A 20,646-nucleotide genomic window follows, 5' to 3' on the forward strand; every position below is an offset into this window, starting at 1 on the left:
ACAAAAAAATGGCAGACAAATACGGTATAGACAGCCATAAACTGGTGTATCACCCACAGCGGGTGGCGCAGTGGTTGGACGGCAAGCATGATTGGCAGCTCGCGAAAGCCGTATATCCCATCTACATGGAAGTCTCCCCGGTAGGGGCCTGCAACCATCGTTGCACCTTCTGTGCTGTCGATTACATCGGATATAAAGCCCAGCGTCTGGATGTCAAAATTCTGGCGGAGCGTTTGGCGGAGATGGGCAGACTCGGGGTAAAAAGCATCATGTACGCCGGCGAAGGTGAGCCGATGTTGCACAAGGAAATTAACGAAATCGTTAAATGGACTTTTGACGCCGGTATCGACGTATCTTTTACCACCAACGGCACGTTGATGAATCAGCGTTTTATCGAGCAATCCCTGCCGCTGGTGTCCTGGATCAAAGTATCGCTGAATGCCGGCAGCGCCGAAAGTTATGCGGCTATCCATCAAACCAAGGCGTCCGATTTTGATCTGGTGTTGAACAATCTGCGTCGAGCAGTCGAACATAAAAAAGCCCTGCAATTGTCCTGCACGCTGGGTGCGCAAATTCTATTGTTGCCGGAAAATCAGCACGAAGTAACCACGCTGGCAAAAATCTGCCGAGAAATCGGTTTGGATTATCTGGTCGTCAAACCTTACTCCCAACATCTATTCAGCGAAACCCGCCGCTACGAAAGCCTGCGTTATGACAATCTGCTGGGGATGGCCGAGGAACTGGCCCAATTCAATGGCGATGGTTTTAACGTGGTGTTCCGCGAACAGACCATGAAAAACTACAGCCAATCGGAAACCCAACGCTATAAAACCTGCCACGCCACCCCGTATTTTTGGGGCTACATCATGGCTGACGGCGAAGTCTACGGGTGCAGCGCGTATTTGACCGATCAACGCTTTGCTTACGGCAATATCCATCAGCAGTCTTTCCAATCCATCTGGGAAGGCGAGAAACGCCGGCAGAACTGGCAGTACATCACCCAGGACTTGGATATTAGCCAATGCCGCAAAAATTGCCGGATGGAATCGGTTAATCAATATTTGGACAAACTCACGGCCAACCAGCCGGCCCATATCAACTTTATCTAGGACGAACGCATGAAAGTATTGGTTACCGGCGGTGCGGGATTCATCGGCAGTCATTTGAGCCGGGAGTTATGGCAACAAGGCCATCAGGTCAGCGTGATCGATAGTCTGGTTGGCGGCCGTAAAGAAACGATTGCCGATTTGCTCGGCCAGGAGCGTTTTGAGTTTCATCAGGCCGATATTCGCGACGCCGAAACCATCGCACCTTTGTTCGCAGGTATTGACTGGGTTTTTCACTTGGCCGGTCTAGCCGACATCGTACCGTCCATCGAGCAGCCGCGCGCGTATTACGAGACCAATGTCAGCGGTACATTCAATGTATTGGAAGCGGCCCGTGCTGCGGGTATCAAGCGATTTGTCTACGCGGCGTCGTCATCCTGCTACGGCATCCCAGATCAGTTTCCCACGCCGGAATCCGCACCCGTTCAGCCACAGTATCCTTACGCGTTGACCAAATATCTGGGTGAAGAACTAGTGATGCACTGGGCACAACTCTACGACTTGCCTGCTGTGTCGCTGCGCTTATTCAACGTCTACGGCCCGCATGCCCGCACCACTGGCGCTTATGGCGCGGTGTTCGGGGTGTTTCTGGCGCAAAAGATTAACGGTAAACCCTTTACCGTGGTTGGCGACGGCACCCAGACCCGCGACTTTACCTATGTCACCGATGTGGCCAAAGCCTTTATCGCCGCAGCGGAATCGGCGCTTTGCGGCGAGATCATGAATGTCGGTAGCGGCGGCACCTACAGTGTCAATCAACTGGTGGGACTATTGGGCGGTGCGATCGAATACATTCCCAAGCGGCCCGGCGAGCCCGATTGCACCTTTGCCGATACCCGTAAGATCAAGACAAAACTTGGCTGGCAACCCCAAGTTAGATTCGAGCAGGGTGTGGCCAATATGCTGGCGCACATTGATTACTGGCAAAACGCCCCGCTGTGGACTTCGGCTTCTATCGCTGACGCTACTGCGGGCTGGTTTAAGTACCTGGACAAATAGGGAGAAGCCCATGGCTATCGGACAAGCGGCAGCGGATTTTGCGACTTTGCTGAACAGCAGCGTATTTACCGACGCGCAGGGCCAAACCCTGGACGGCGAATCGGTGATTCAGCAATTGCTTGCCGAATTTGCCAGAGTGCGCGAGCAGCAGGCCAAGATCATGGTGTTGGGCAACGGCGGCAGCGCCGCGATTGCCAGTCATGTGATTACCGACTTACGGAATGTCGGCGGCTTGTGCGCCCTGACCTTGCACGAAGCGGCACCCTTGACTTGCTTTACCAACGACTTCGGTTACGAGCAGGCCTTCGCCAAACAAATTACCGCGTTTGCCAATCCAGACGATTTATTGATCGCGATTAGCAGTTCCGGGCAATCCTTGAATATCGTCAACGCGGTACAAGCTGCCAACGCCAAAGGCTTGCCGGTCATGACGCTAAGTGGCTTTAAGTCCGACAATCCGCTCCGTAAACTGGGGCGCTGGAATTGCTGGCTGGACAGCAGTCATTACGGCATGGTCGAGTTGGGGCATCTCTTCGTGTTGCACCATATTACCGATCATCTGCTCAGGAAATAAGCTCATGTCCACGGAAAAAATTGTCTCCATCGAACAACTGGCAAAACGTGCCGCCGAGTTGAAAGGCCAAGGCAAAACGGTGGCTTTATGTCACGGCACCTTCGATTTATTGCATATCGGCCATATTCGCCACCTGCAAAGTGGCGCGCGGCAGGCTGATGCCTTGCTGGTTAGTGTTACTGCCGACGAATACGTCAATAAAGGCCCTGGGCGGCCGGTGTTCAACCAATATTTGCGTGCTGAAAACATAGCGGCACTGGCTTGCGTCGATAGTGTGGCGATCAACCATGCGATTACCGCCGTGGAAGTATTGGATCAGGTGAAGCCTGATTTATATGTGAAGGGTAGCGATTACAAAAGTACCAGCGACGATCTGACCGGCAATATCCAGCACGAAAAAGACGCCGTGGAACGGCACGGCGGCAAGATTTACTTTACCGACGAACTCACGTCCAGTTCTACGCGGTTGCTTAACGAATACTTCGAAGTGTTTTCGCCGGAAATTTCCGCGTACCTGGATCAATTCAAGGAAACGGTCGGCGCCAACGAGATTATCGATAAACTCAAGGCATTGAGCGGATTGAACGTATTGGTGGTGGGCGAAGCGATAGTCGACGAATACCATTACACCTCGCCCCTGGGGCAGACTGGCAAGGGCAATGTGTTTTCGGTGAAATACAACGACTACGAACGCTTTGCCGGCGGTGCTATCGCGGTCGCCAATCATGTTGCCGAATTTGCCCACAACGTCACTTTGCTGTCGGGTTTGGGCGCCACCAAAAGTCACGAAGACTTCATTCGTACCAATCTCAACCCAGCGATTGATCCGGTGTTCTTCTTCAGTCAGGATCGGCCGACGATCGTGAAGCGACGTTATGTCGATGCCGACATCGCTAAGTTATTTGAAGTGTATTTTTATAACGATGCGCCCTTGCCGGAGGAAACCAATCGCAAGATCGTGGCTTGGCTGGAAAAGCATTTGCGCGATTACGATGTGGTGATCGTGCCGGATTTTGGTAATGGCTTCATCTCCAATCAAATGGTCGCGGCCTTGTCCAAAGGCGCTAAATATTTGGCGGTGAACGCGCAGGTCAATAGTGGCAATCGGGGTTATCACTTAATCACGCGTTATCCGAACGCGGATTTCTTGTCGTTAAACGAACCGGAATTACGACTGGCAAGCCACGATAGAGTTGGTGCCATCGAGGAATTGGCCGGCCAGTTGGCCGACAAATTAAGCGCCAACCATATCGCCATTACCCGTGGTACTAAAGGTGCGTTAATGCTCGATCACGCTAAAACGGCATACAAGATTCCCGCTTTGTCGTCCAAAGTGGTGGATCGGATCGGTGCCGGCGATGCGTTCCTGTCCGTGGCAGGTTTATGCTTGGGCGGTGGACTGTCGCCGGAGCAAGCCTTGTTTGCCGGTAGCGCCGCCGCCGCGTTGGATGTGCAAATTGTCTGTAACCGCGAACCGGTGCGGGCAGTGGCTTTATTCAAATACATTACCACCTTGTTGAAATGACAGTTATGAGTCCCGCATTGGCCGATTTGAAGCACCTGTATTATCAAATGCTGCGTATCCGCCGCGCCGAGGAAGCGATTGCCCGGCGTTATGCCGAGCAGCAAATGCGTTGCCCCACGCACCTGTGCATCGGCGAGGAAGCTATCGCAGTGGGGGTTTGCGCGCATTTGACAGTTCAAGACAAAGTGTTCAGCAATCATCGCGGCCATGGTCACTATTTGGCCAAAGGCGGGGATTTGCCGCGTTTGTTGGCGGAGTTGTATGGTTTTGCCGAAGGCTGCTGCGGTGGCCGGGGCGGCTCCATGCATCTGACTGACCTGGACGCCGGCTTTGTCGCCTCCACGCCCATCGTTGGTGGTACCGTACCATTAGCCGCTGGATACGCTTGGGCCGAGCAGATCAAAAAATCCGGCGCCGCACAGGGATGTTCCAGTGTCGCGGGAGGCAGGATGCCGGAAGCGACCAACGTGGTGGTGATTTTCTTCGGCGACGGCTGTTTTGAAGAAGGCGTAATGCACGAAACGATGAATTTTGCGGTATTAAAAAAGCTACCGTTGCTGTTTATCTGCGAGAACAACCAATATTCGGTAATGACTGGGCTAGCAGAGCGCCAGCCTAAACGTGATATTTACCCGATTGCTGCTGCCCATGGATTACACGCAGTCAGTGGCGACGGTAATCGGGTTGATGAGGTCTATGAACTGGCGCGTGCGGCTGTTGCTAACGCCCGAAATGGCTTAGGTCCGCAGTTTTTGGAATTGCATACCCATCGCTGGCCGGAACACTGCGGACCTAACGAAGATGACGACTTAGGCTATCGCCGCCCCGGTGAATTGGCCGAGTGGAAATTGCGCTGCCCGCTACTGCAAACCCGGCAGAGCTTACTTGAAACTCAATTGAGCGACGATGCCGAGCTAGCGCGAATGGAAAACCGGTTGGCCGAAGAAATCGAGCAAGCGTTCCAGTGGGCTTTGCTAGGCACGCGGCCCACCGTCGAAAGTATGAGGCAGCATTTGTATGCGTGATGTGAGGATGATGACCTACGGTGAGGCGATCCGCGCAGCCTTGGACGATGCGTTAGCCAAATATCCAGAAATGCTACTGATAGGTGAGGGCGTGCCTGACCCGAAAACCATTTTTGGCACCACCCAGGGCTTACGGGAAAAATATGGCGCCGAGCGGGTGTTGGACATGCCTTTGGCGGAAAACGGCATGACCGGTATTTGTATCGGCGCGGCCTTGGCCGGCATGCGGCCGGTGCTGGTACATCAGCGTATCGATTTTGCCTTGCTGTCGGTCGATCAGTTGATCAATAACGCCGCCAAGTGGCATTACATGTTTGACGGCCAACAAAAAGTACCCTTGGTAATTCGCGTGATCATCGGCCGCGGCTGGGGGCAGGGGCCGCAACATTCGCAAAGTCTGCAAGCCATGTTTGCGCAAGTGCCGGGTTTGAAAGTGGTGATGCCGACCACGGCTGGCGATGCCTACCATTTTATGCTGGAGGCGATTGCCGATAACAATCCGGTGCTGTTTATCGAACACCGCTGGTTACACCATGTCCAAGGTGAGGTCGACAAACATCGTCCGGCGGCCGAGTTGTCCGGCGCGGCTTTACTGCGGCAAGGCACCGATATTACCTTGGCAGCATTCTCGCACATGAGCATAGAAGCCTTGAAAGCCGCCACGGTATTGGCAAGGTATGGTGTCGACGCCGAAGTCTTGGATATGCGTTGCGTCAGCAGCTTGGATGTGGATAGCGTTGTCGGATCGCTGGCAAAAACCGGTGGCAGATTGCTAGTAGCGGATTGTGCGCCGGAAATGGCGTCAATCGGTCATCAGTTGTTATCTAAACTGGTGTTGGCCCATGGGCACGGTTTGCAACAAGCGCCGCGCTTGATTGCTTATCCCAACCACCCGGTGCCGACCTCGCATTTTGTAGCCAACCACTATTATCCGGGCGCCGAGCAGATCGCCAGTGCCGTGTTGGACATGGTAGGTCGATCAGAATTAACAGCCTCGGTAATCGGCGCTTTACAGTCCGATTTGCCCAAAGATCAACCCGACCGCAGCTTCGTCGGCCCGTTTTAACGAAAAAGAGCATCAAACCATGGCAAAAATTGAACAAACCAATCGTTTCGGCAACAGCGCCGTGACCGATATACCCGACAATGTGCCTATGTTCAGCCAGCCCGGGCATAAACTGCGCACCTCCAATAATATTGTGGATCGCAGCGCTTTGTCGAACGAATACCAGGTGATCGACACCAGCCAGCTGGCGAAATTGCCCGGACAAAAATTGCAGAGTATTTCGCACGACGACCAGGAGGGTATCATTCGCCTGGAAGCGGGCAATGAACATGAACAGCATGTCCCCAACCAATTTACCGGCCCCAGTTTTCGCACTCAGCGAGAACGCTTCCGTTTCGACGGCCACAAAATGATCCACCATTTGGACAGAGTGCAGGCTTGGCAAAATGGCCAGCGCTTTGCGCCGGTGCATATCGATATGGGGCTGACCAAGTTTTGCAATACCGCCTGTCTGTATTGCTATGCTGTGGTACAGAACATGACCAAGGGCACCATGATAGGCCGGGATGCGTTGCTGAACTTTGTGCGCGACTGCGGCAAATTGGGCGTCCGTTCCTTGGGGTTCATCGGCGACGGCGAACCGACACTGAACCCAACACTGTACGACGCCACCGTGCTGGCTGGTGAGTTAGGCATCGATACCGCAATGGCCACCAACGGTTTACTGCTGGATATGGATCGCGCCCACGACTTACTGAAAAACATGAGTTACATCCGCTTTAATCTATCCGCCGGTACCCCGGAAGGCTTCAGGCGAGTGCATCAATCCAAGGAAGTCAATTTTCACTTGTTGATCGACAAGATTCGCGAACTGGTGAAGATCAAAAAAGCCAACAACTATAAATGTACACTGGGCTTGCAGATGGTGTTAATCCCGGAATGCTTCGACGAAGTGCTGGCGGAAGCCAAACTGGGCGCCGAATTGGGTGTGGATTATTTCGTGATCAAGCATTGTTCGGATTCCGAATACAAGGAAATCGGCATCGATTACGACGCCTACTTAAAAATCGGCGATGTCCTGAAACAAGCTGAAGCTCTGAGTACGGACAGCTATGTGGTCCAGGCCAAATGGAACAAAATCAACGCCGCCGGCGAAACCAATCTTTATAAGGACGGCTACCGCAAATACGACCAATGTTTCGGCACACCGTTTTTATTGCAGATTTCCGGCAACGGCAAAATCTATCCTTGCGGACCGTTCTTTAACAAAGAGCGTTTTTACATAGGCGATTTGCACACCGATTCCTTTTACGACTTGGTTGCCACCAGCGAACGCTACTGGCAGGTACATAGAGACGTGGCAGAGTCGGTGGATGTGCATAAAGACTGCGCCATCGGCTGCCGGCAGGATTATGTGAACAAGTTTTTGTGGGATTTGAAGAATCCGCCGGAACACATCAACTTCATTTGATTGCGCTGGAATGCACGATGAATTCGGCGGTTAAGGACATATTTTTTCTAAATATAGAAGACGCCTACGCGGAGGCGTCCAAGCAACAGAGCATCGTCGATGAATCCGGCAGTGTGCGCCGGCAATATTGCTATTACGACGGGCTGTTGACCGATATTGTATTGCCGAATTTTATTCAGGTTCCCGCCGACAAGTTTGTCGAGTTTTTTTCGCACAACTCATTACCGATACCGCAACTGATCGCCATTTCTCAAGACGGCGCCGTACATTTCAACGACATGCCTCGCGATGTCATTGACGAAGTGATGCAGTACCGCAATCAATATCGCGTGCCGGACTATGTGCATTTCGATACCTATTTTATCGATCCGCTCCAGGCGTTAAACGTGGCAAAGCAGGCCAATCGAGTGTCTTGCGGCCATCCCACCATAGACGGTTTGCAGATTTGCTATTACCGGGGCGAGTTGCCCGAATCGGACTTACCGAACTTGATACATCTGGAATTGCCGGATTACGAGGAATTTTTCATCCGCTCCCGTTTGCGTATTCCGGAAAATATTGATATTCCCGACGGCTTGGAAGAGGTGGTTAAGGCCGCCATCCGGCAGGATATTGCCGCAGCCGGTGAATCGATCAAGCGCAGGCGCCTGTGGTTGATCCAACAATTGCTGAACAAATCCAAGGCCTTGCCGCCGCGTTGGGTCGGCAATCGGCCGCCGCGGATATTTATCCCGACGAGTCGTTTGACCACCGTTATGCAATATAGCTCGCAAGGCTTGGCCAAGGCCTTTGCCGCTCTGGGTTGGGAGGTGCTGTTTTACATTCAGGATAACGACATGGAAGGCAGCAATATGGTCGATATGCTGGAAAAATATATCGATTTCGACCCGCATGCCTGCTTGTACGTCAATAGCTTGAACAACAGTTTCATGCACGACGATATTGTCAATATCGTCTGGTGGCAGGATTTGATGCCGCAATTAAAAGATTCCCAGCCGCTGAAATGGCGAGCCCGGGATTTCAATTTCTCGATTTCGCCGTTGTTTGATCGTTATCTGGAGCAACGCCAGGCCGCCTTGGTGCAACGCTTACATTTTGTGATAGACGATGTGGTGTTTCATGCCGGTAACAATCAGGCGCGAGCCGACAAGATTGTGTTCGTCGGCAGTTCCTATCTGCCGGTGATCAATATCGACAATAGCCAACATCGGCAGGCTCTGGATAGCTTGATTGCAGCGATGGAATCCGGCGCTTGCTTTGACGAAGCGAGCGTGCGGCAAATTGCCGAGGCCAGCGGGCTAAGTTATGAATTTGTGTTCTGGAAATTACTGCATTATGTAATTCGCGATTATTCGGTGAAGTGGCTGTGTGCCGATCCTGGTCTGCCGGTGGATGTTTACGGACGCTACTGGGATCAGGATGCCGAGGTGGCACCGTTTTATCGAGGCGAATTGCCGCACGGCGAAGCAGTAGCGGAAGTTTACCGTTCCGTTCGCTATGCCTTGGTTTGCCATCCATTCGAAATCAATTCGCAGAGGTTGGCTGAAGCGGCCGCCTGCGGCTGCATCCCTGTGGTTTACGATTGCCGGGATGTAGCCGAACCGCCGTATTGGGACGACTATTGCTTGTTCTTCAAGACGGCCGATCAGTTGCGCAACATTCTGCATAACCGCTTGCAACCGGCCAAGGCGCCGGAGGGTTTGGCCGCGCAATTTACCTATCGGGCTGCTGCCGAACGCTTGATCGAGCTGAGCGACTTGCGTTTGTTGGCTAAAGTGGCTGCCCCTCCTGCACCGGAGTCTGTCGCCCTGTTGCCGGAACTGTTCGGCGATAAGTTGCATTTGCTTGCCGGCGCGGAATTGGGTTCACAAACTTTTTCGGCACAGTTGCAAACCAATCTGGCTTGCCTGGCCAAGCATCGCCCGGCTTTGCACGAAGCCCTGTTGGCAGCTTGGTCGCAACAGCCTATTACGATCTTCGTTGATCAGGCTATACGCGGTGAGTACTGGCGGGTATCGGTAGCGCAGGCTGGCGAACAAGTTTATCGCCTGGATAACATCGCCTTGTTCGAACACAGACGCCTGATTGCCGAAAATGCGCAAACGATGGCCCGGGAAAATACCTGCTGTTATGCGCTGGTCGGTTTGGGTGCCGGTTACGAATTGTTGGCGGCGTTCCGCGCCACCGAGTCGCCGATTCCGGAAATGGCGGAATTTGAGGTGCCGGTGTATTTGATCGAAACCAAGCCGGCCGTATGGTTGTTAAATTTGCTGTTGCATGACCTTCAGCCGTTGCTGGCGGCCGGGCGTCTGCGGATTTTTTCCGACCTCGCAGCGGAGGCTGATTTAACCGCCGAGTTTTCGAAGTTCGAAGCAGCCCTGCCGGATATGTTGTTCAATCCGGACCCCGACGCCGCTATCAGCTCAGTGCGCGTTTATCAGCTGTCGGTCGAGGCAAAGCAGGCCCGCGCCGAACGGCATGCCGCTAATTTGCGCCAAGTCACTGACTACTACCAGAGTATCAGCGTTGAAGAGTGGCGGCAAAAATTCAGCGCGGAAAAAGTTGGCGAATTGCGGGTAATGGGCTTTGTCTCGCGCTTTTCCAGCTTTTTGAAATACTGCATGCGCGACTGGCTGGACGGTTTTCAAAGATTGGGGGCGACGAAGCTACTGTGTAGCGAAACAGAAAATTATTATCTAACCAACATCGAGCATCTGATTGACGAGATTAACCGCTTCAAACCGGACTTGATTTTAACCATAGACCATTTTCGGCATGAATTTGAAGGTATCCCAGCAACTGTTCCTTTTGTAAACTGGATACAGGATATGTTGCCGAATATTCGCTTCAATGAAATGGCGCCCGGACCGTTCGATTTGAATTTTGTGTTTGCTCGGCGCTGGCTGAGTTTCAACACGCTGCCCTTGTACCGTGATTACCCGCTACAGTTTTTACCTTTGGGATTCAATGACAGCCAATATTACCCGCTGGAGGAAGAAACCATTGATTGCGACGTGTTGCTGGTCAGTCATTTGGAGGCGCCAGGCAAAACTTTACAACCCCTGCGCGACCCTACTTTGGATATGAGCTTGCTTGAGCAAGAAGACGCTATGCTTCGAAGCGGTGCACTGAATTTGGCACGGTTGCGCGAGTTGTACGCCGTGCTCGAACGCCACTGTGCATCAATGACGATGGCTGAATTCGAGGAGTTTTGCACAGTGCATCCCGGCAAAACCATTGCTGATTTTCGCGCATTGTTTGCCGGCAACGGCTATTCACTGAGCGACGAGGTAGTCGAGTTGTTGCTATGCATAAAAGGCAACCGTCTGCATTGCGAGTATTTGAATCGCATGAAATATTGGCCCATCCAGCTATTGATGGATGCTTTTCCGAACTTGAAAATTCAACTTTACGGTAAGCATTGGGAGACATATCCGGCGTTTGCCGACTTGGCCCGTGGCGTCGCTGAAAACGGTACGGCGCTAAACCGCATCATGCAACGGGCTAAAATTTGTTTGAACGCCAATCCCGGTGTCACGCTGCACATGCGGGCCTTGGAAATCATCTCCGCCGGCCGATTTATGTTGTCTAGGCAGATGCTTTACGACGGCTCGCCGTTGCGCGAGTTCTTCGATGCTGACGCCGTCGTGCTGTATGACGACGAAGCCGATTTGCTAGCCAAAGCCGCGTATTACTTGAATAACTCGGAGGCCCGCAAGCAGGTTGCCGCCAATGCGTTGCGCGGACTGGACGCCAAATTGTCTTATCGTGCTGTGGCTAAGCGTGTCTTGACGGCAGCGGGTCAACGGTTTTCTAAGTTGGCGGTGGCATGAGGCTGCAACATTTAGCACTGTTCATGCCGCGTAATACGCCGTTTTATCGGCGGGTTTACGGTTTTTTGCGCGACGCATTCGCCAGCCTGGACGTTCGGGTCAGCGGCGGTTGTGGTTTGCTGAACGAGGCGCAAATGCACACTTGGTTGGCCCAGCATAAACCGGACGCGGTGTTTGAAATGAATCGGGTCAAGAACGAAATGCCGGCTTTACACCGGTATAAAATCCCGCATATCGCTTGGATCGTGGATTTTCAGGGGCGGACTGAGGCGCAAATCGCCGGCAGCGAAATCACTTATTTTTTTGATCCCGGCTGGGATGCCAACTACTGTACCGGGGGGCTGCAAGATTGGTTGCCGCCCGGCACGTGCGTGGAAACCTTTCAGCCGTTGCCCGGGGCTCTGCCGCTGGATGTGGAATTCAATTTTATTGGCCATATCCCGTTGCCGTGGAGTGCTGCCGAATTGGCGCGACCGGTCGCCGCTGACTCGACGTTGACCTTTGCCGAGTTGTTGCAGCGTTACGACAGGCATTTACAAACCACACGCGAGCAGATCAAAACTCACGGCGATTTAAAACGTATCATCGACGATTTGTTGGACGTAGCCGGTGCGACCCCCGAACCCGAATTTTTAAACGCTTGCTATTACAATTTGATGGAGCGGACCAAGCGTGTGCAAAACCGCACGGAGCTATTGAATTTCGCGCTGGGTAAGTCGAAATCGATTGCGATTTACGGTAGCGACAATTGGGCGCAATGGCGCGAATACCGGCCGTTTTATCGGCATTTTTTAGACTGTCCGGCCGAGTTGAACCGAGTACATCAATATTCGCGCATCAATTTGCACGACGGGGTCAGTTTTCACTTTCGCGCGATCGATTGCCTGGCTTCCGGCGGCTTATTGTTTTGGTACGATAACGACGAGGTCGATTCAGAAGTTCTACTTGGCCGCGGTTTGCACGACCACTTTGACGCCAGTCGGCACTACTTTGCGTTTAAAAGCGAAAATTTCGAATATGTTTACCAGCAGGCCATAGAGGGCCGAGCGATGGGGCAGGCTATTGTCGCCGAGGTGCGGGCGTTGATAGCAGCCAAACATACCTGGCGCGCCCGTGCCGAAAAAATCATTCACGACTTAGCCTATGTCTAAAAGGTAATTGCGATGAAAACCCTTTTGATTTCCCCCAGTTATTATCCTCAGGCCAACGCTTCGTACTTTCCTCTGGGCTTGGCTTATATTTCGGCCTATATCCAAAGCCAAGGGCATCAGGTAATAGGTTTGAACTTCAATCACATGCCTATGGAAAAGCGCAATCCGGCCTTGTGCGATACCTTGTTGCACGAAGAGGTCGATATTATCGGCATCAGCGGATTGACCGTGGCGTATAACGAGATCGACCGTTTGATTAAAGCCATCCGGGCGATTCGCGCCGATGTGCCCATCGTATTGGGCGGCGGCATTACCTCGGTGGAAGGCGAGTTGATGATGAACACACTGCAGCCGAATTATGCGGTGGTCGGCGAGGGCGAGCTGATCTTCACCCGTTTGTTGAAAGCCTTGGAAGAAGGTGACGACGTTCGTAAAATCGCCGGGATATGGTGCTGGGACGCGGATAAGCCCAAATTCACCGGCGAGGGTGAGTCGCCTAAATACCTGGACGAATTGCCGTTGCCTGATTTGGATTCGTTTGGAATACGCGAGCATATCGGCTTGCAGGGTGAACACGGCCAGTTTTCCTATCATTTGACCCGGCTTGACGCCGGTCGCTCGTTTCCGATTGCCGCCAGTCGGTCCTGCCCGTTTAAATGCACTTTTTGCCATCACGCCGGCATGGGCACGTATAAAAAACATGACATTGGCAGGGTGGTCGACCAAATCGAAGGGTATATTCAAACTTACGGCATCAATAACTTTTCGATTTACGACGAATTATTCTCGGCCAATAAGGCTAGGGTGGTCGAGTTTTGCGATTTACTGAAACAGCGCAATCTGAATATTCAATGGTTTTGCCAATTGCGTATGGATCAGCTGGATTTGCCGATGCTGAAAATGATGAAGGAAACCGGTTGTAATTATATTTCGTTCGGTATAGAGAGCGGCAGCGACGCGATATTGGGCAGCATGAAGAAAAAGATTACCAAGCAAACAATTACCGATGCGGTAAAAATTGTGCGCGAGGCGAAAATCGGCATTCAAGGTAATTTTTTATTCGGCGATCCGGCCGAAACGCAGGAAACCATCCGCGAGAGTTTGCAATTTCAACAAGACAATCAATTATATTTTTGCGATTGGTCCGCGGTAATTCCCTATGCCGGTACCCCAATTTACCATTATGCGCTGGAAAAAGGTTTAATTGCCGACCGTGAAACCTTTATGCGCAGTTTGTGCAATATATCCGGCTATTTATATAACAGCCAGGTCAATATGACGCAGATGAGCGACGAGGAGTACAAGGATTGGTATATCTCGCTGCGCGAGCTGAACGATGAAAATCACCGCAAGCGCTGCACCAAAGTGGTAGCCGGGGAGATATTGGAACGCTGGAAATCGAGAATCACTATTGAATGTCCTTGCTGCAGTCATCAACAAACCTTGGATTTGCCGTTCCCGTTCGAACAGGACGAAAACGGCCCGATTTTGACCGGACCAGTCGGGGTGCAGGGCATGAACGTATTATGCCCGGATTGCGGGCGGAAAATGCATTTGAAGGCTAGGGATATTCCTCACATGAAATTGGTTTATGACCGATTTCAGGCAGAAATGGATGCTTTAGCGGAAAATCAGCAGCAGGCAATTTTTATTCCCGCACTTGACCGGTTTGCTACAGTCTTTTTAGAGGATATTAAGATTGATCAAACCTGTGTCGCAGCGGTTTACGATACACGGCTATTTCGAGAGGACAAGCTATTTTTGGATAGGCGGACCCAATTGCTTGATATTGACCGAGTTAAGGAACTCGACGGGCAGAACGTGGTGATTTTACCTTGGATCGAATATCAAAAAGTTTTGGACTGGCTGAAACACCAGAACGTGACACCTAAAAAAGTGATTTGTTGGAATCAGTTTTTCCGCAACGCCATTTCCGAGGCATGAAAATTCGCCGGGTTTCGTTATTTTTACCCCGTGATACCCGTTGGTATCGGATGTTGTCGAGACAGATGGCGCAAGGGTTTAGCCAAGCCGGTTTGGAGGTAAGTTACTGCTGCGGCTTGCTCGATCAGGCCGGTTTATCCGATTGGATAAACCAGTATCGTCCGGATGTGATTTTTGAAATGAATCGAGCTCGCAACGATGTGCCGTTTTTACCGAAGCATATTATCCATATTTGTTGGCTTGTCGATTTTAATGGTCGTGTCATTAGCGATTTTTATGGTAGCGAGATAACGTACTTGTTCAGCGCCAATTGGCTGGATAAGTTTTGCTACGATGGCTTTTATCGCTGGCTGGCGCCGGGGGCGTGCTTGAACGATTATTACCCCGTTACTCCCGATGTGCGGTATCCGGCTAGTTTTGTTGGGCATATCCCCAAGCCCTGGTCTAGGGACGAATTGGATGCCGATATTTCAGCAGATTCTATGCCGTTGCGGTTTGGCGAGGTGTTGCCGATTTTAGAGAGTCGTATCACTAGCCAGCGTACTTATTTGAACGTGCATGACGATTATTTGGCGTTGCTGCAAACTGTTGCCAAAGAGCATTTCAATCGAACGGTAAAGCTGACTAATAAACTCGAATATGACGTCAGCGGGCGATTAATTCGCATGCTGAATCGGCGCGAGTTAATTGACAATATCCTGACAGTAACTGATTTGGCGCTGTTTGGTCCGCAAAACTGGAATGATTGGGACGTTTATCGGCCTTATTATCATTGCCAGCTGGATAGTGTTATGCAGATGCGCCAAGTATATGCCGGTTCGCAAATCAACTTGCACGAAGGCGAGTCTGCGCACTTTCGGGTGATGGATTGTATGGCTACCGGTGGTTTGATTTTAATTAAAAAAAATCACTGGGACGAATTAGTAGGCGGCGGAATCAGGAATTTCTTTGTTCCTGGGTTGCATTACCTGGAATTCGATGTCGATCAGGTCGGTGATATATGCCGATATTACCTAAATCAGCCACTGGCTGCGCAAAAGATTCGTTCCGCTGCAGTAAAGGCGGTGCGTCAGGCCCATACCTGGCGGCATCGGGCCGAAGCCATTTTGGCTGATTTGGCCGGTTTGGGTTATAAAGTCGCCTGCTAATCTAATTTGTCTGATTCGAAGTAAGCCCGTTACACCAACATGGAGACTGGCATCCAGTGATTTGGGCGGCAGCTTTGATTCTCACTGGGACTTAGTTCCGGCAATCTTTATTTGGGGGTCATCTGCGGTAAGGCCGGATGAAATCTGACAAAATAGAGTTGGATGTCGGTATTTTAGGTTTCTGCTACCGCTGCCGATAACTAAATTGTTCGGGCATGGCGTCGTTTTGAGGTCGCCACATGTTGCTTGGAAAGCGTTTGAATTCATTGCGTCCATCGGGGTGGCCCGATGGGTAGGTCAAGTGTTAATCAATTGGGTACACATACAACATATGTCAAATCACTATTCTCGAGGTCGTTCTAACCTACCGGAACCCCTGTCGGTATTAAATGCCGAACGGTTCTGCGAACAGGGCTTTATTGCCGTTAACGACTATTTTGATACTAATTTGTTGCTGCGTGTTTCAGAGGAATGGCAAGCGTTCTGCGCCAGCGCGACGCCGAGCGAGCTACCGGTCGACCGCCCGGCGGCGGTGTTTTGGCGTCACGTTCAGGGTGACGTAAAGCGCATAAGGCCGCTGGCTGAGTTCCCCGCGTTGTCCGAGATAGCGCTTGGGCACGCGGCTACTCAAATTGCCCGGCAGTTGGCGCAAGTCAGTCAAGGTGAAATGGAACTGCGTCTGTTTGAGACTATCGTGTTTTCCAAGCCTCCTTTGGAGGGCGGTATGCTTAGCTGGCACCAGGACAATCCGTTTTTTCCTTTTGATCCGCAAAATCAGATTGCGTTATGGATTCCTCTGGATGATGTCGATCCCGAAAATGGTGGATTGGAATATGCAATAGGCAGCCATAAAGCCGGTGTCAGTGCGCCGTTTGATTTGCATTCCGGTGCGAACCTGGGCGATGGGCAAATTTGCTTGACCCCGGCCGATTTCGCCGACGATAAATTCGACACGTTTGCAGTTAGCTTAAGGGTGGGTGGCGTTGCAGTGCACGACGGTCGAACTTGGCATCGTTCGTTTCCAAATACTTCCACTACCCGACAACGACGAGCGATTTCGTTGCGTTATTTAGTTGGTCCGACCCGCTATTCGCCGCGCCAAGGTACTGCAGCCAGCATGAATGCCCAAATCAATTTGGCTGCTGGCGCGTTGATCGATTGCTCGGCTTTTCCTTTGGTCTGAGCATTGTCCGGGCAATCTAATTCAACAATGCCGGATGTGTCGGCAGTGCCTGTCTGCCACGCTTGCAGCGCCGATTCGTTAAGCGTATTTAACGAGTCGGCTGACTTAGCAGCAGTCTCTTCTGATTGCCGAGCTTGGCCGGCAGCGTTTGCTGTGGCGATTTGTTTGGACTGCGGTTTGGTGCAAAAAGTGGTCGATGCCTTATGGCGACAGTCCGCCGCACAAATTTATGCTAGTTACGACCTTTACCATCAAACGCCCAATCGTACCGAGCAAGTGATTTTTGATCAGCTTAGCGGAACGGCCCTGCCGCGCTCGGAATTGATGTTTGGGCATTATTTTCAACGGCGGCCATTGACGTCAGGCGGTACGTTTCTTGACCTGGGCTGCGGCACAGGCCCAACCTTGACAGCGTTTTCCAAGCTTGCAAACGGCTGGCGATTATTTGGCTACGATCCCAATTTGCCGGATCGGCAGCGGGTGCTTGCCGTCCCCGGCGTGCAGGAAGTGTTTGCCGGCGATTTGTGCGAAATTGTCGGTACATTCGATCTCATAACCGCTGTGCATGTACTTGAGCATGTCACCGAGCCTCTCTGCTTTCTGCAGGGTATGCGGGCATTGATGCACACCGATAGCCGGGCTTTGATCCAGATTCCGCATTTTCCCAGCTCCCCCTTTGACTTAGCGATTTTTGATCATTGCTCACACTTCACGTGCTCGAGTATTTCAAGCCTGCTGGCGAGGGCAGGATTGGTGATCGAGACTATCGATATTGATTTGATCCCCAAGGAAATCAGCATTGTCGTAAAGCCTGGCGAACCTTCAGTAGTTCATTCGGCTAATGAGTTGGCCAAGTCGCGAGATGAAGTAGAGGCCAGCATTGCTTGGCTGCGCGACCTGCAAGATCAAGCGCTGAGTGTCGAAAGCGGGCGCTTAGGGATTTTCGGTACTTCGATTGGAGCGAACTGGTTACATGGTTTACTGGCGGAGCGGGTAGGGTTCTTCGTGGATGAGGATCGGACTCGTCAGGGGCAACTTTATCGAGGATGCGCGGTATTTGCGCCGAGTGAGGTACCGGAATTAGGCAATATCTTGATGCCACTGCCCCGCAGCACGGCTGAAAAAATTTGCCGCCGAATCGGTGCGGGTAGCAATTATCTGCTGCCGCCGGCCTAGGTCAAGCAGCTTCTTTAAACGTTCAGGAGACGTATGAGTACATTCGACGGTTTTCGCAAAACGGGTACCGATCAATCCACCGAAGACAGACTGCAACAACATTGTGCCAACTTTGCTATCGATCCGCTGACTGCTGTCAAGCTGTTTCCAGTGCTAGCGCGTCGGCAGTGGTTAAAACGGTTTTTGGCGCATGCCGAGCTGTTCAAACACACGTTGAACGTACCGGGCGATATTGCTGAGTTTGGCGTGTTTCGGGGGCTAAGTTTAATGACTTGGGCTAATTTACTGGAAACTTATGCGATTGGTGATCGAACCAAAGTTGTTTATGGCTTTGACAATTGGCGGGGATTTACCGAATTCGCTGCGCAGGACGGTAAGCCCACTGCTGAAGTCGATAAAGTCCTGGGTGGTTACGATTCATCGGGCTTTAAATCCGAGCTAGAAGCGGCATTGGCTATTTTCGATGCTGACCGGTTTGTGCCTTGGAAGCCCCGGGTGAAACTCATCGAAGGGGATATTGGTGACACTGTGCCGCGATTTGTGGCTGAAAATCCTGGCGTCCGGTTTTCATTAGTACATTTTGATTGCGATTTGTATACGCCGACCAAAGCCGCCTTAGAGGCAATTTGGCCGAAAGTCAGCAGGGGGGGAGTGGTGCTGTTCGATGAATATGCCTTGAAGGAATGGGAAGGCGAAAGCCAAGCGGTGGACGAGTTTTTTGCGAATCAGCCGAATTTAAGGCTGCTCACATTGGAGTGGACTAACTCGCCGGCAGCCTATCTGATCAAGCCTTAATCCAAATGCTGAAGGATGTACTGCCATGAATCTTAGCGATGCACTTACCGATACCGCTGTCCTAAGAACAGCGGCGCTGGCTGCATTGGGCGATGGTTGGCGTGAAATGCTGAATGGCGAGTCGTTTAATCATGCGGTTTACGCGCAAGCCTTGATCACTGTGTTGCGACAGTATTTACCTAGCGGCACGGTGGCGATTCGTGGGATTTCGCCAGTGACCGGCTTGTTATGCGAACAACTGGCCGACCTGCCGTATCGAGTAGCGATTGATCCGCTCGATAATTCAACGAATCGGCGTCAATATTGTGGTGTGCCGCTGCAGCGTGGTCGAACTGCAGATGCCGTACTTAACGCGCTTGTCGCTAATAAGGCCAACGCGACGGAAGCCGGTGTGCTGGGTATTGACAATCCCGATGTGGAACTTGCTTATGCCTTGTTATTGAATCAGCATCGACGGGACTTGGCAGAGCGATTGAATCAACGATTAGCAGCTACTGCGCCAGTGGTTTTGTTTGTCGCCAAAAATGCGTATTACAACCAGCTAAGAATGAGTGTTAGTTTGCGTAGACAGGGCTTCTACACGTTAGCGGTTACCTTTAATCCCGATTTGCGAGACCACAAGGCCGGATATTTCGATGAGATTCTGTCGACCGATCTGCTTAGTTTTTTGTTGTGGTTGAAAGGCGCAAGTGGGGCGGTAATTCATACTCAAGGTTGGCTGTTTCGCTACCATATTCCCGTGTTAATCGATGCGTTTTTACCGAGTAGCTGCCGGCAGTTCGTTGAGTTGATGGATTTAAACTCATTTTTTTTTGCACCGGATGACCTACCGCAGTTACTGCCTTATATGAGGCAAACTTGGGGCGATGGTGTGGATGCGATGCAAAAAGTACAACTGGCGTGTGAGACATACTTGGTAAACCATGTCGATGGCGTTGTCTATCAGGGCAGTAGCCGCATTGTCGATTTGTTTGATGGAGCCAGGCGGAGGATGCGCTGGTTACAGTTCTTGTGTTACCCGCTGCCGGAGTTTTGCGTCACTGCCAATGCTGAAAGGCCAATACCCGAACAACCTAGGCTGGTGTTTGCCGGTGGCGTTCCTCCCATCAATTCCAAGCATCCTGCCGAACTGTTCGGTGATGCGCAGTTGGTCGATACCGTCGAAACGATCATCAGTCAGGGTTTGGTTCTGGACGTATACAACAATCCGCTCAAGATTGCCGAAGAAGACTATGCAAATGTGTATACAGCCCATTTGACGCTGGCAGAACAATACCCGAATTACCGTTTCCTAAAGGGTGAGTTGCCGGAGCGTATTGCCCAAATCATTAGCACTTACGATCTGGGTTTGATCGTTTACGATTATTCTGATGAGCTTTTAGTGGGGCCGGAACATTTTAAAACCTTGATTCCTGCTAAATTGTTCATGTATCTGGAAGCGGGCTTACCCGTCTTAGTGAGTCGTCGCGCTGAGGCAACTGCCGAATTTGTTGAGCAACATCGCTGCGGAGTGGCTATCTCCAGTGCCCAACTTCACGACTTGCCCAATTTCTTGCAAGGTTTGGATTGGCGGGAGCTACGTGAAGGTGTGTTGGCCGCTCGAGAGTATTTGTGTATGGATAAACAAATTCAGCGTTTGATTGCGTTTTATCAGCTTTGCGGGCAGCAGCGGAACGCATTGTTGGCCGATTCAGTCTGCTAACTATCTAC

General features: G+C 51.6%; 15 protein-coding genes. All 15 read left to right on the plus strand.

From position 1 onward, the window contains the following. Window positions 1–8: 8 nt before the first annotated feature. The 15 genes from JWZ98_RS04100 to JWZ98_RS04170 all read left to right on the plus strand — a co-directional run bounded on the left by JWZ98_RS04100 (window position 9) and on the right by JWZ98_RS04170 (window position 20,638). On the plus strand, window positions 9–1,109 hold the full coding sequence (locus JWZ98_RS04100) for a radical SAM protein (RefSeq protein ID WP_205453370.1): 1,101 nt from the start codon (window positions 9–11) through the stop codon (window positions 1,107–1,109). A 9-nt stretch (window positions 1,110–1,118) separates the two neighbouring features. Next, entirely contained in the window at window positions 1,119–2,105 is a 987-nt protein-coding gene (locus JWZ98_RS04105) for an SDR family oxidoreductase (RefSeq protein ID WP_205453371.1), read from the plus strand. Between the two features lie 10 nt (window positions 2,106–2,115). Beyond that, window positions 2,116–2,679, plus strand: coding sequence for an SIS domain-containing protein (locus tag JWZ98_RS04110; protein ID WP_205453372.1), 564 nt, complete (start codon window positions 2,116–2,118; stop codon window positions 2,677–2,679). A 4-nt stretch (window positions 2,680–2,683) separates the two neighbouring features. Then, the gene (locus JWZ98_RS04115) at window positions 2,684–4,204 is read left to right on the plus strand and encodes a PfkB family carbohydrate kinase (protein ID WP_205453373.1); all 1,521 of its coding nucleotides are present in this window, start codon (window positions 2,684–2,686) and stop codon (window positions 4,202–4,204) included. Then, window positions 4,201–5,229, plus strand: a complete 1,029-nt coding sequence (locus tag JWZ98_RS04120; RefSeq protein WP_205453374.1) for a thiamine pyrophosphate-dependent dehydrogenase E1 component subunit alpha — start codon at window positions 4,201–4,203, stop codon at window positions 5,227–5,229. The genes JWZ98_RS04115 and JWZ98_RS04120 overlap by 4 nt, the downstream gene beginning before the upstream one ends. Next, on the plus strand, window positions 5,222–6,295 hold the full coding sequence (locus tag JWZ98_RS04125; RefSeq protein ID WP_205453375.1) for a transketolase C-terminal domain-containing protein: 1,074 nt from the start codon (window positions 5,222–5,224) through the stop codon (window positions 6,293–6,295). Before JWZ98_RS04120 ends, JWZ98_RS04125 begins: the two co-directional genes overlap by 8 nt. A 19-nt stretch (window positions 6,296–6,314) precedes the next feature. Next, on the plus strand, window positions 6,315–7,706 hold the full coding sequence (locus tag JWZ98_RS04130) for a radical SAM protein (protein ID WP_205453376.1): 1,392 nt from the start codon (window positions 6,315–6,317) through the stop codon (window positions 7,704–7,706). A gap of 17 nt (window positions 7,707–7,723) precedes the next feature. Continuing rightward, window positions 7,724–11,539 carry a glycosyltransferase gene (locus tag JWZ98_RS04135; RefSeq protein WP_205453377.1) on the plus strand — a complete coding sequence of 1,272 codons (3,816 nt, stop codon included), beginning with the start codon at window positions 7,724–7,726 and terminating at the stop codon, window positions 11,537–11,539. After that, window positions 11,536–12,690: a hypothetical protein gene (locus JWZ98_RS04140; protein ID WP_205453378.1), complete on the plus strand. Its 1,155-nt coding sequence runs from the start codon at window positions 11,536–11,538 to the stop codon at window positions 12,688–12,690. Before JWZ98_RS04135 ends, JWZ98_RS04140 begins: the two co-directional genes overlap by 4 nt. Window positions 12,691–12,702: 12 nt before the next feature. After that, a complete protein-coding gene (locus JWZ98_RS04145) occupies window positions 12,703–14,634 on the plus strand; it encodes a radical SAM protein (protein ID WP_205453379.1) in 1,932 nt (643 codons plus the stop codon). Between the two features lie 50 nt (window positions 14,635–14,684). Further along, the gene (locus JWZ98_RS04150) at window positions 14,685–15,782 is read left to right on the plus strand and encodes a glycosyltransferase (RefSeq protein WP_205453380.1); all 1,098 of its coding nucleotides are present in this window, start codon (window positions 14,685–14,687) and stop codon (window positions 15,780–15,782) included. Between the two features lie 331 nt (window positions 15,783–16,113). Next, window positions 16,114–16,965 carry a phytanoyl-CoA dioxygenase family protein gene (locus JWZ98_RS04155; protein ID WP_084153321.1) on the plus strand — a complete coding sequence of 284 codons (852 nt, stop codon included), beginning with the start codon at window positions 16,114–16,116 and terminating at the stop codon, window positions 16,963–16,965. Between the two features lie 3 nt (window positions 16,966–16,968). Next, entirely contained in the window at window positions 16,969–18,141 is a 1,173-nt protein-coding gene (locus tag JWZ98_RS04160; RefSeq protein ID WP_240348207.1) for a class I SAM-dependent methyltransferase, read from the plus strand. Between the two features lie 33 nt (window positions 18,142–18,174). Continuing rightward, a complete protein-coding gene (locus JWZ98_RS04165; protein ID WP_033157189.1) occupies window positions 18,175–18,936 on the plus strand; it encodes a TylF/MycF/NovP-related O-methyltransferase in 762 nt (253 codons plus the stop codon). A 25-nt stretch (window positions 18,937–18,961) separates the two neighbouring features. Then, window positions 18,962–20,638, plus strand: coding sequence for a hypothetical protein (locus JWZ98_RS04170; RefSeq protein WP_205453381.1), 1,677 nt, complete (start codon window positions 18,962–18,964; stop codon window positions 20,636–20,638). Window positions 20,639–20,646 lie beyond the last annotated feature (8 nt).

It is taken from the genome of Methylomonas sp. EFPC1 (assembly GCF_016925515.1).
GTDB classification, from domain to species: Bacteria; Pseudomonadota; Gammaproteobacteria; order Methylococcales; family Methylomonadaceae; genus Methylomonas; species Methylomonas defluvii.

Bases quoted from the DNA above. Each gene is read 5' to 3' on its own strand.
- JWZ98_RS04155 (WP_084153321.1), top strand. From the start codon at position 16,114: ATGTCAAATCACTATTCTCGAGGTCGTTCTAACCTACCGGAACCCCTG.
- JWZ98_RS04100 (WP_205453370.1), top strand. From the start codon at position 9: ATGGCAGACAAATACGGTATAGACAGCCATAAACTGGTGTATCACCCA.
- JWZ98_RS04120 (WP_205453374.1), top strand. From the start codon at position 4,201: ATGACAGTTATGAGTCCCGCATTGGCCGATTTGAAGCACCTGTATTAT.
- JWZ98_RS04105 (WP_205453371.1), top strand. From the start codon at position 1,119: ATGAAAGTATTGGTTACCGGCGGTGCGGGATTCATCGGCAGTCATTTG.
- JWZ98_RS04130 (WP_205453376.1), top strand. From the start codon at position 6,315: ATGGCAAAAATTGAACAAACCAATCGTTTCGGCAACAGCGCCGTGACC.
- JWZ98_RS04125 (WP_205453375.1), top strand. From the start codon at position 5,222: ATGCGTGATGTGAGGATGATGACCTACGGTGAGGCGATCCGCGCAGCC.
- JWZ98_RS04135 (WP_205453377.1), top strand. From the start codon at position 7,724: ATGAATTCGGCGGTTAAGGACATATTTTTTCTAAATATAGAAGACGCC.
- JWZ98_RS04165 (WP_033157189.1), top strand. From the start codon at position 18,175: ATGAGTACATTCGACGGTTTTCGCAAAACGGGTACCGATCAATCCACC.
- JWZ98_RS04150 (WP_205453380.1), top strand. From the start codon at position 14,685: ATGTTGTCGAGACAGATGGCGCAAGGGTTTAGCCAAGCCGGTTTGGAG.
- JWZ98_RS04145 (WP_205453379.1), top strand. From the start codon at position 12,703: ATGAAAACCCTTTTGATTTCCCCCAGTTATTATCCTCAGGCCAACGCT.
- JWZ98_RS04110 (WP_205453372.1), top strand. From the start codon at position 2,116: ATGGCTATCGGACAAGCGGCAGCGGATTTTGCGACTTTGCTGAACAGC.
- JWZ98_RS04115 (WP_205453373.1), top strand. From the start codon at position 2,684: ATGTCCACGGAAAAAATTGTCTCCATCGAACAACTGGCAAAACGTGCC.
- JWZ98_RS04170 (WP_205453381.1), top strand. From the start codon at position 18,962: ATGAATCTTAGCGATGCACTTACCGATACCGCTGTCCTAAGAACAGCG.
- JWZ98_RS04140 (WP_205453378.1), top strand. From the start codon at position 11,536: ATGAGGCTGCAACATTTAGCACTGTTCATGCCGCGTAATACGCCGTTT.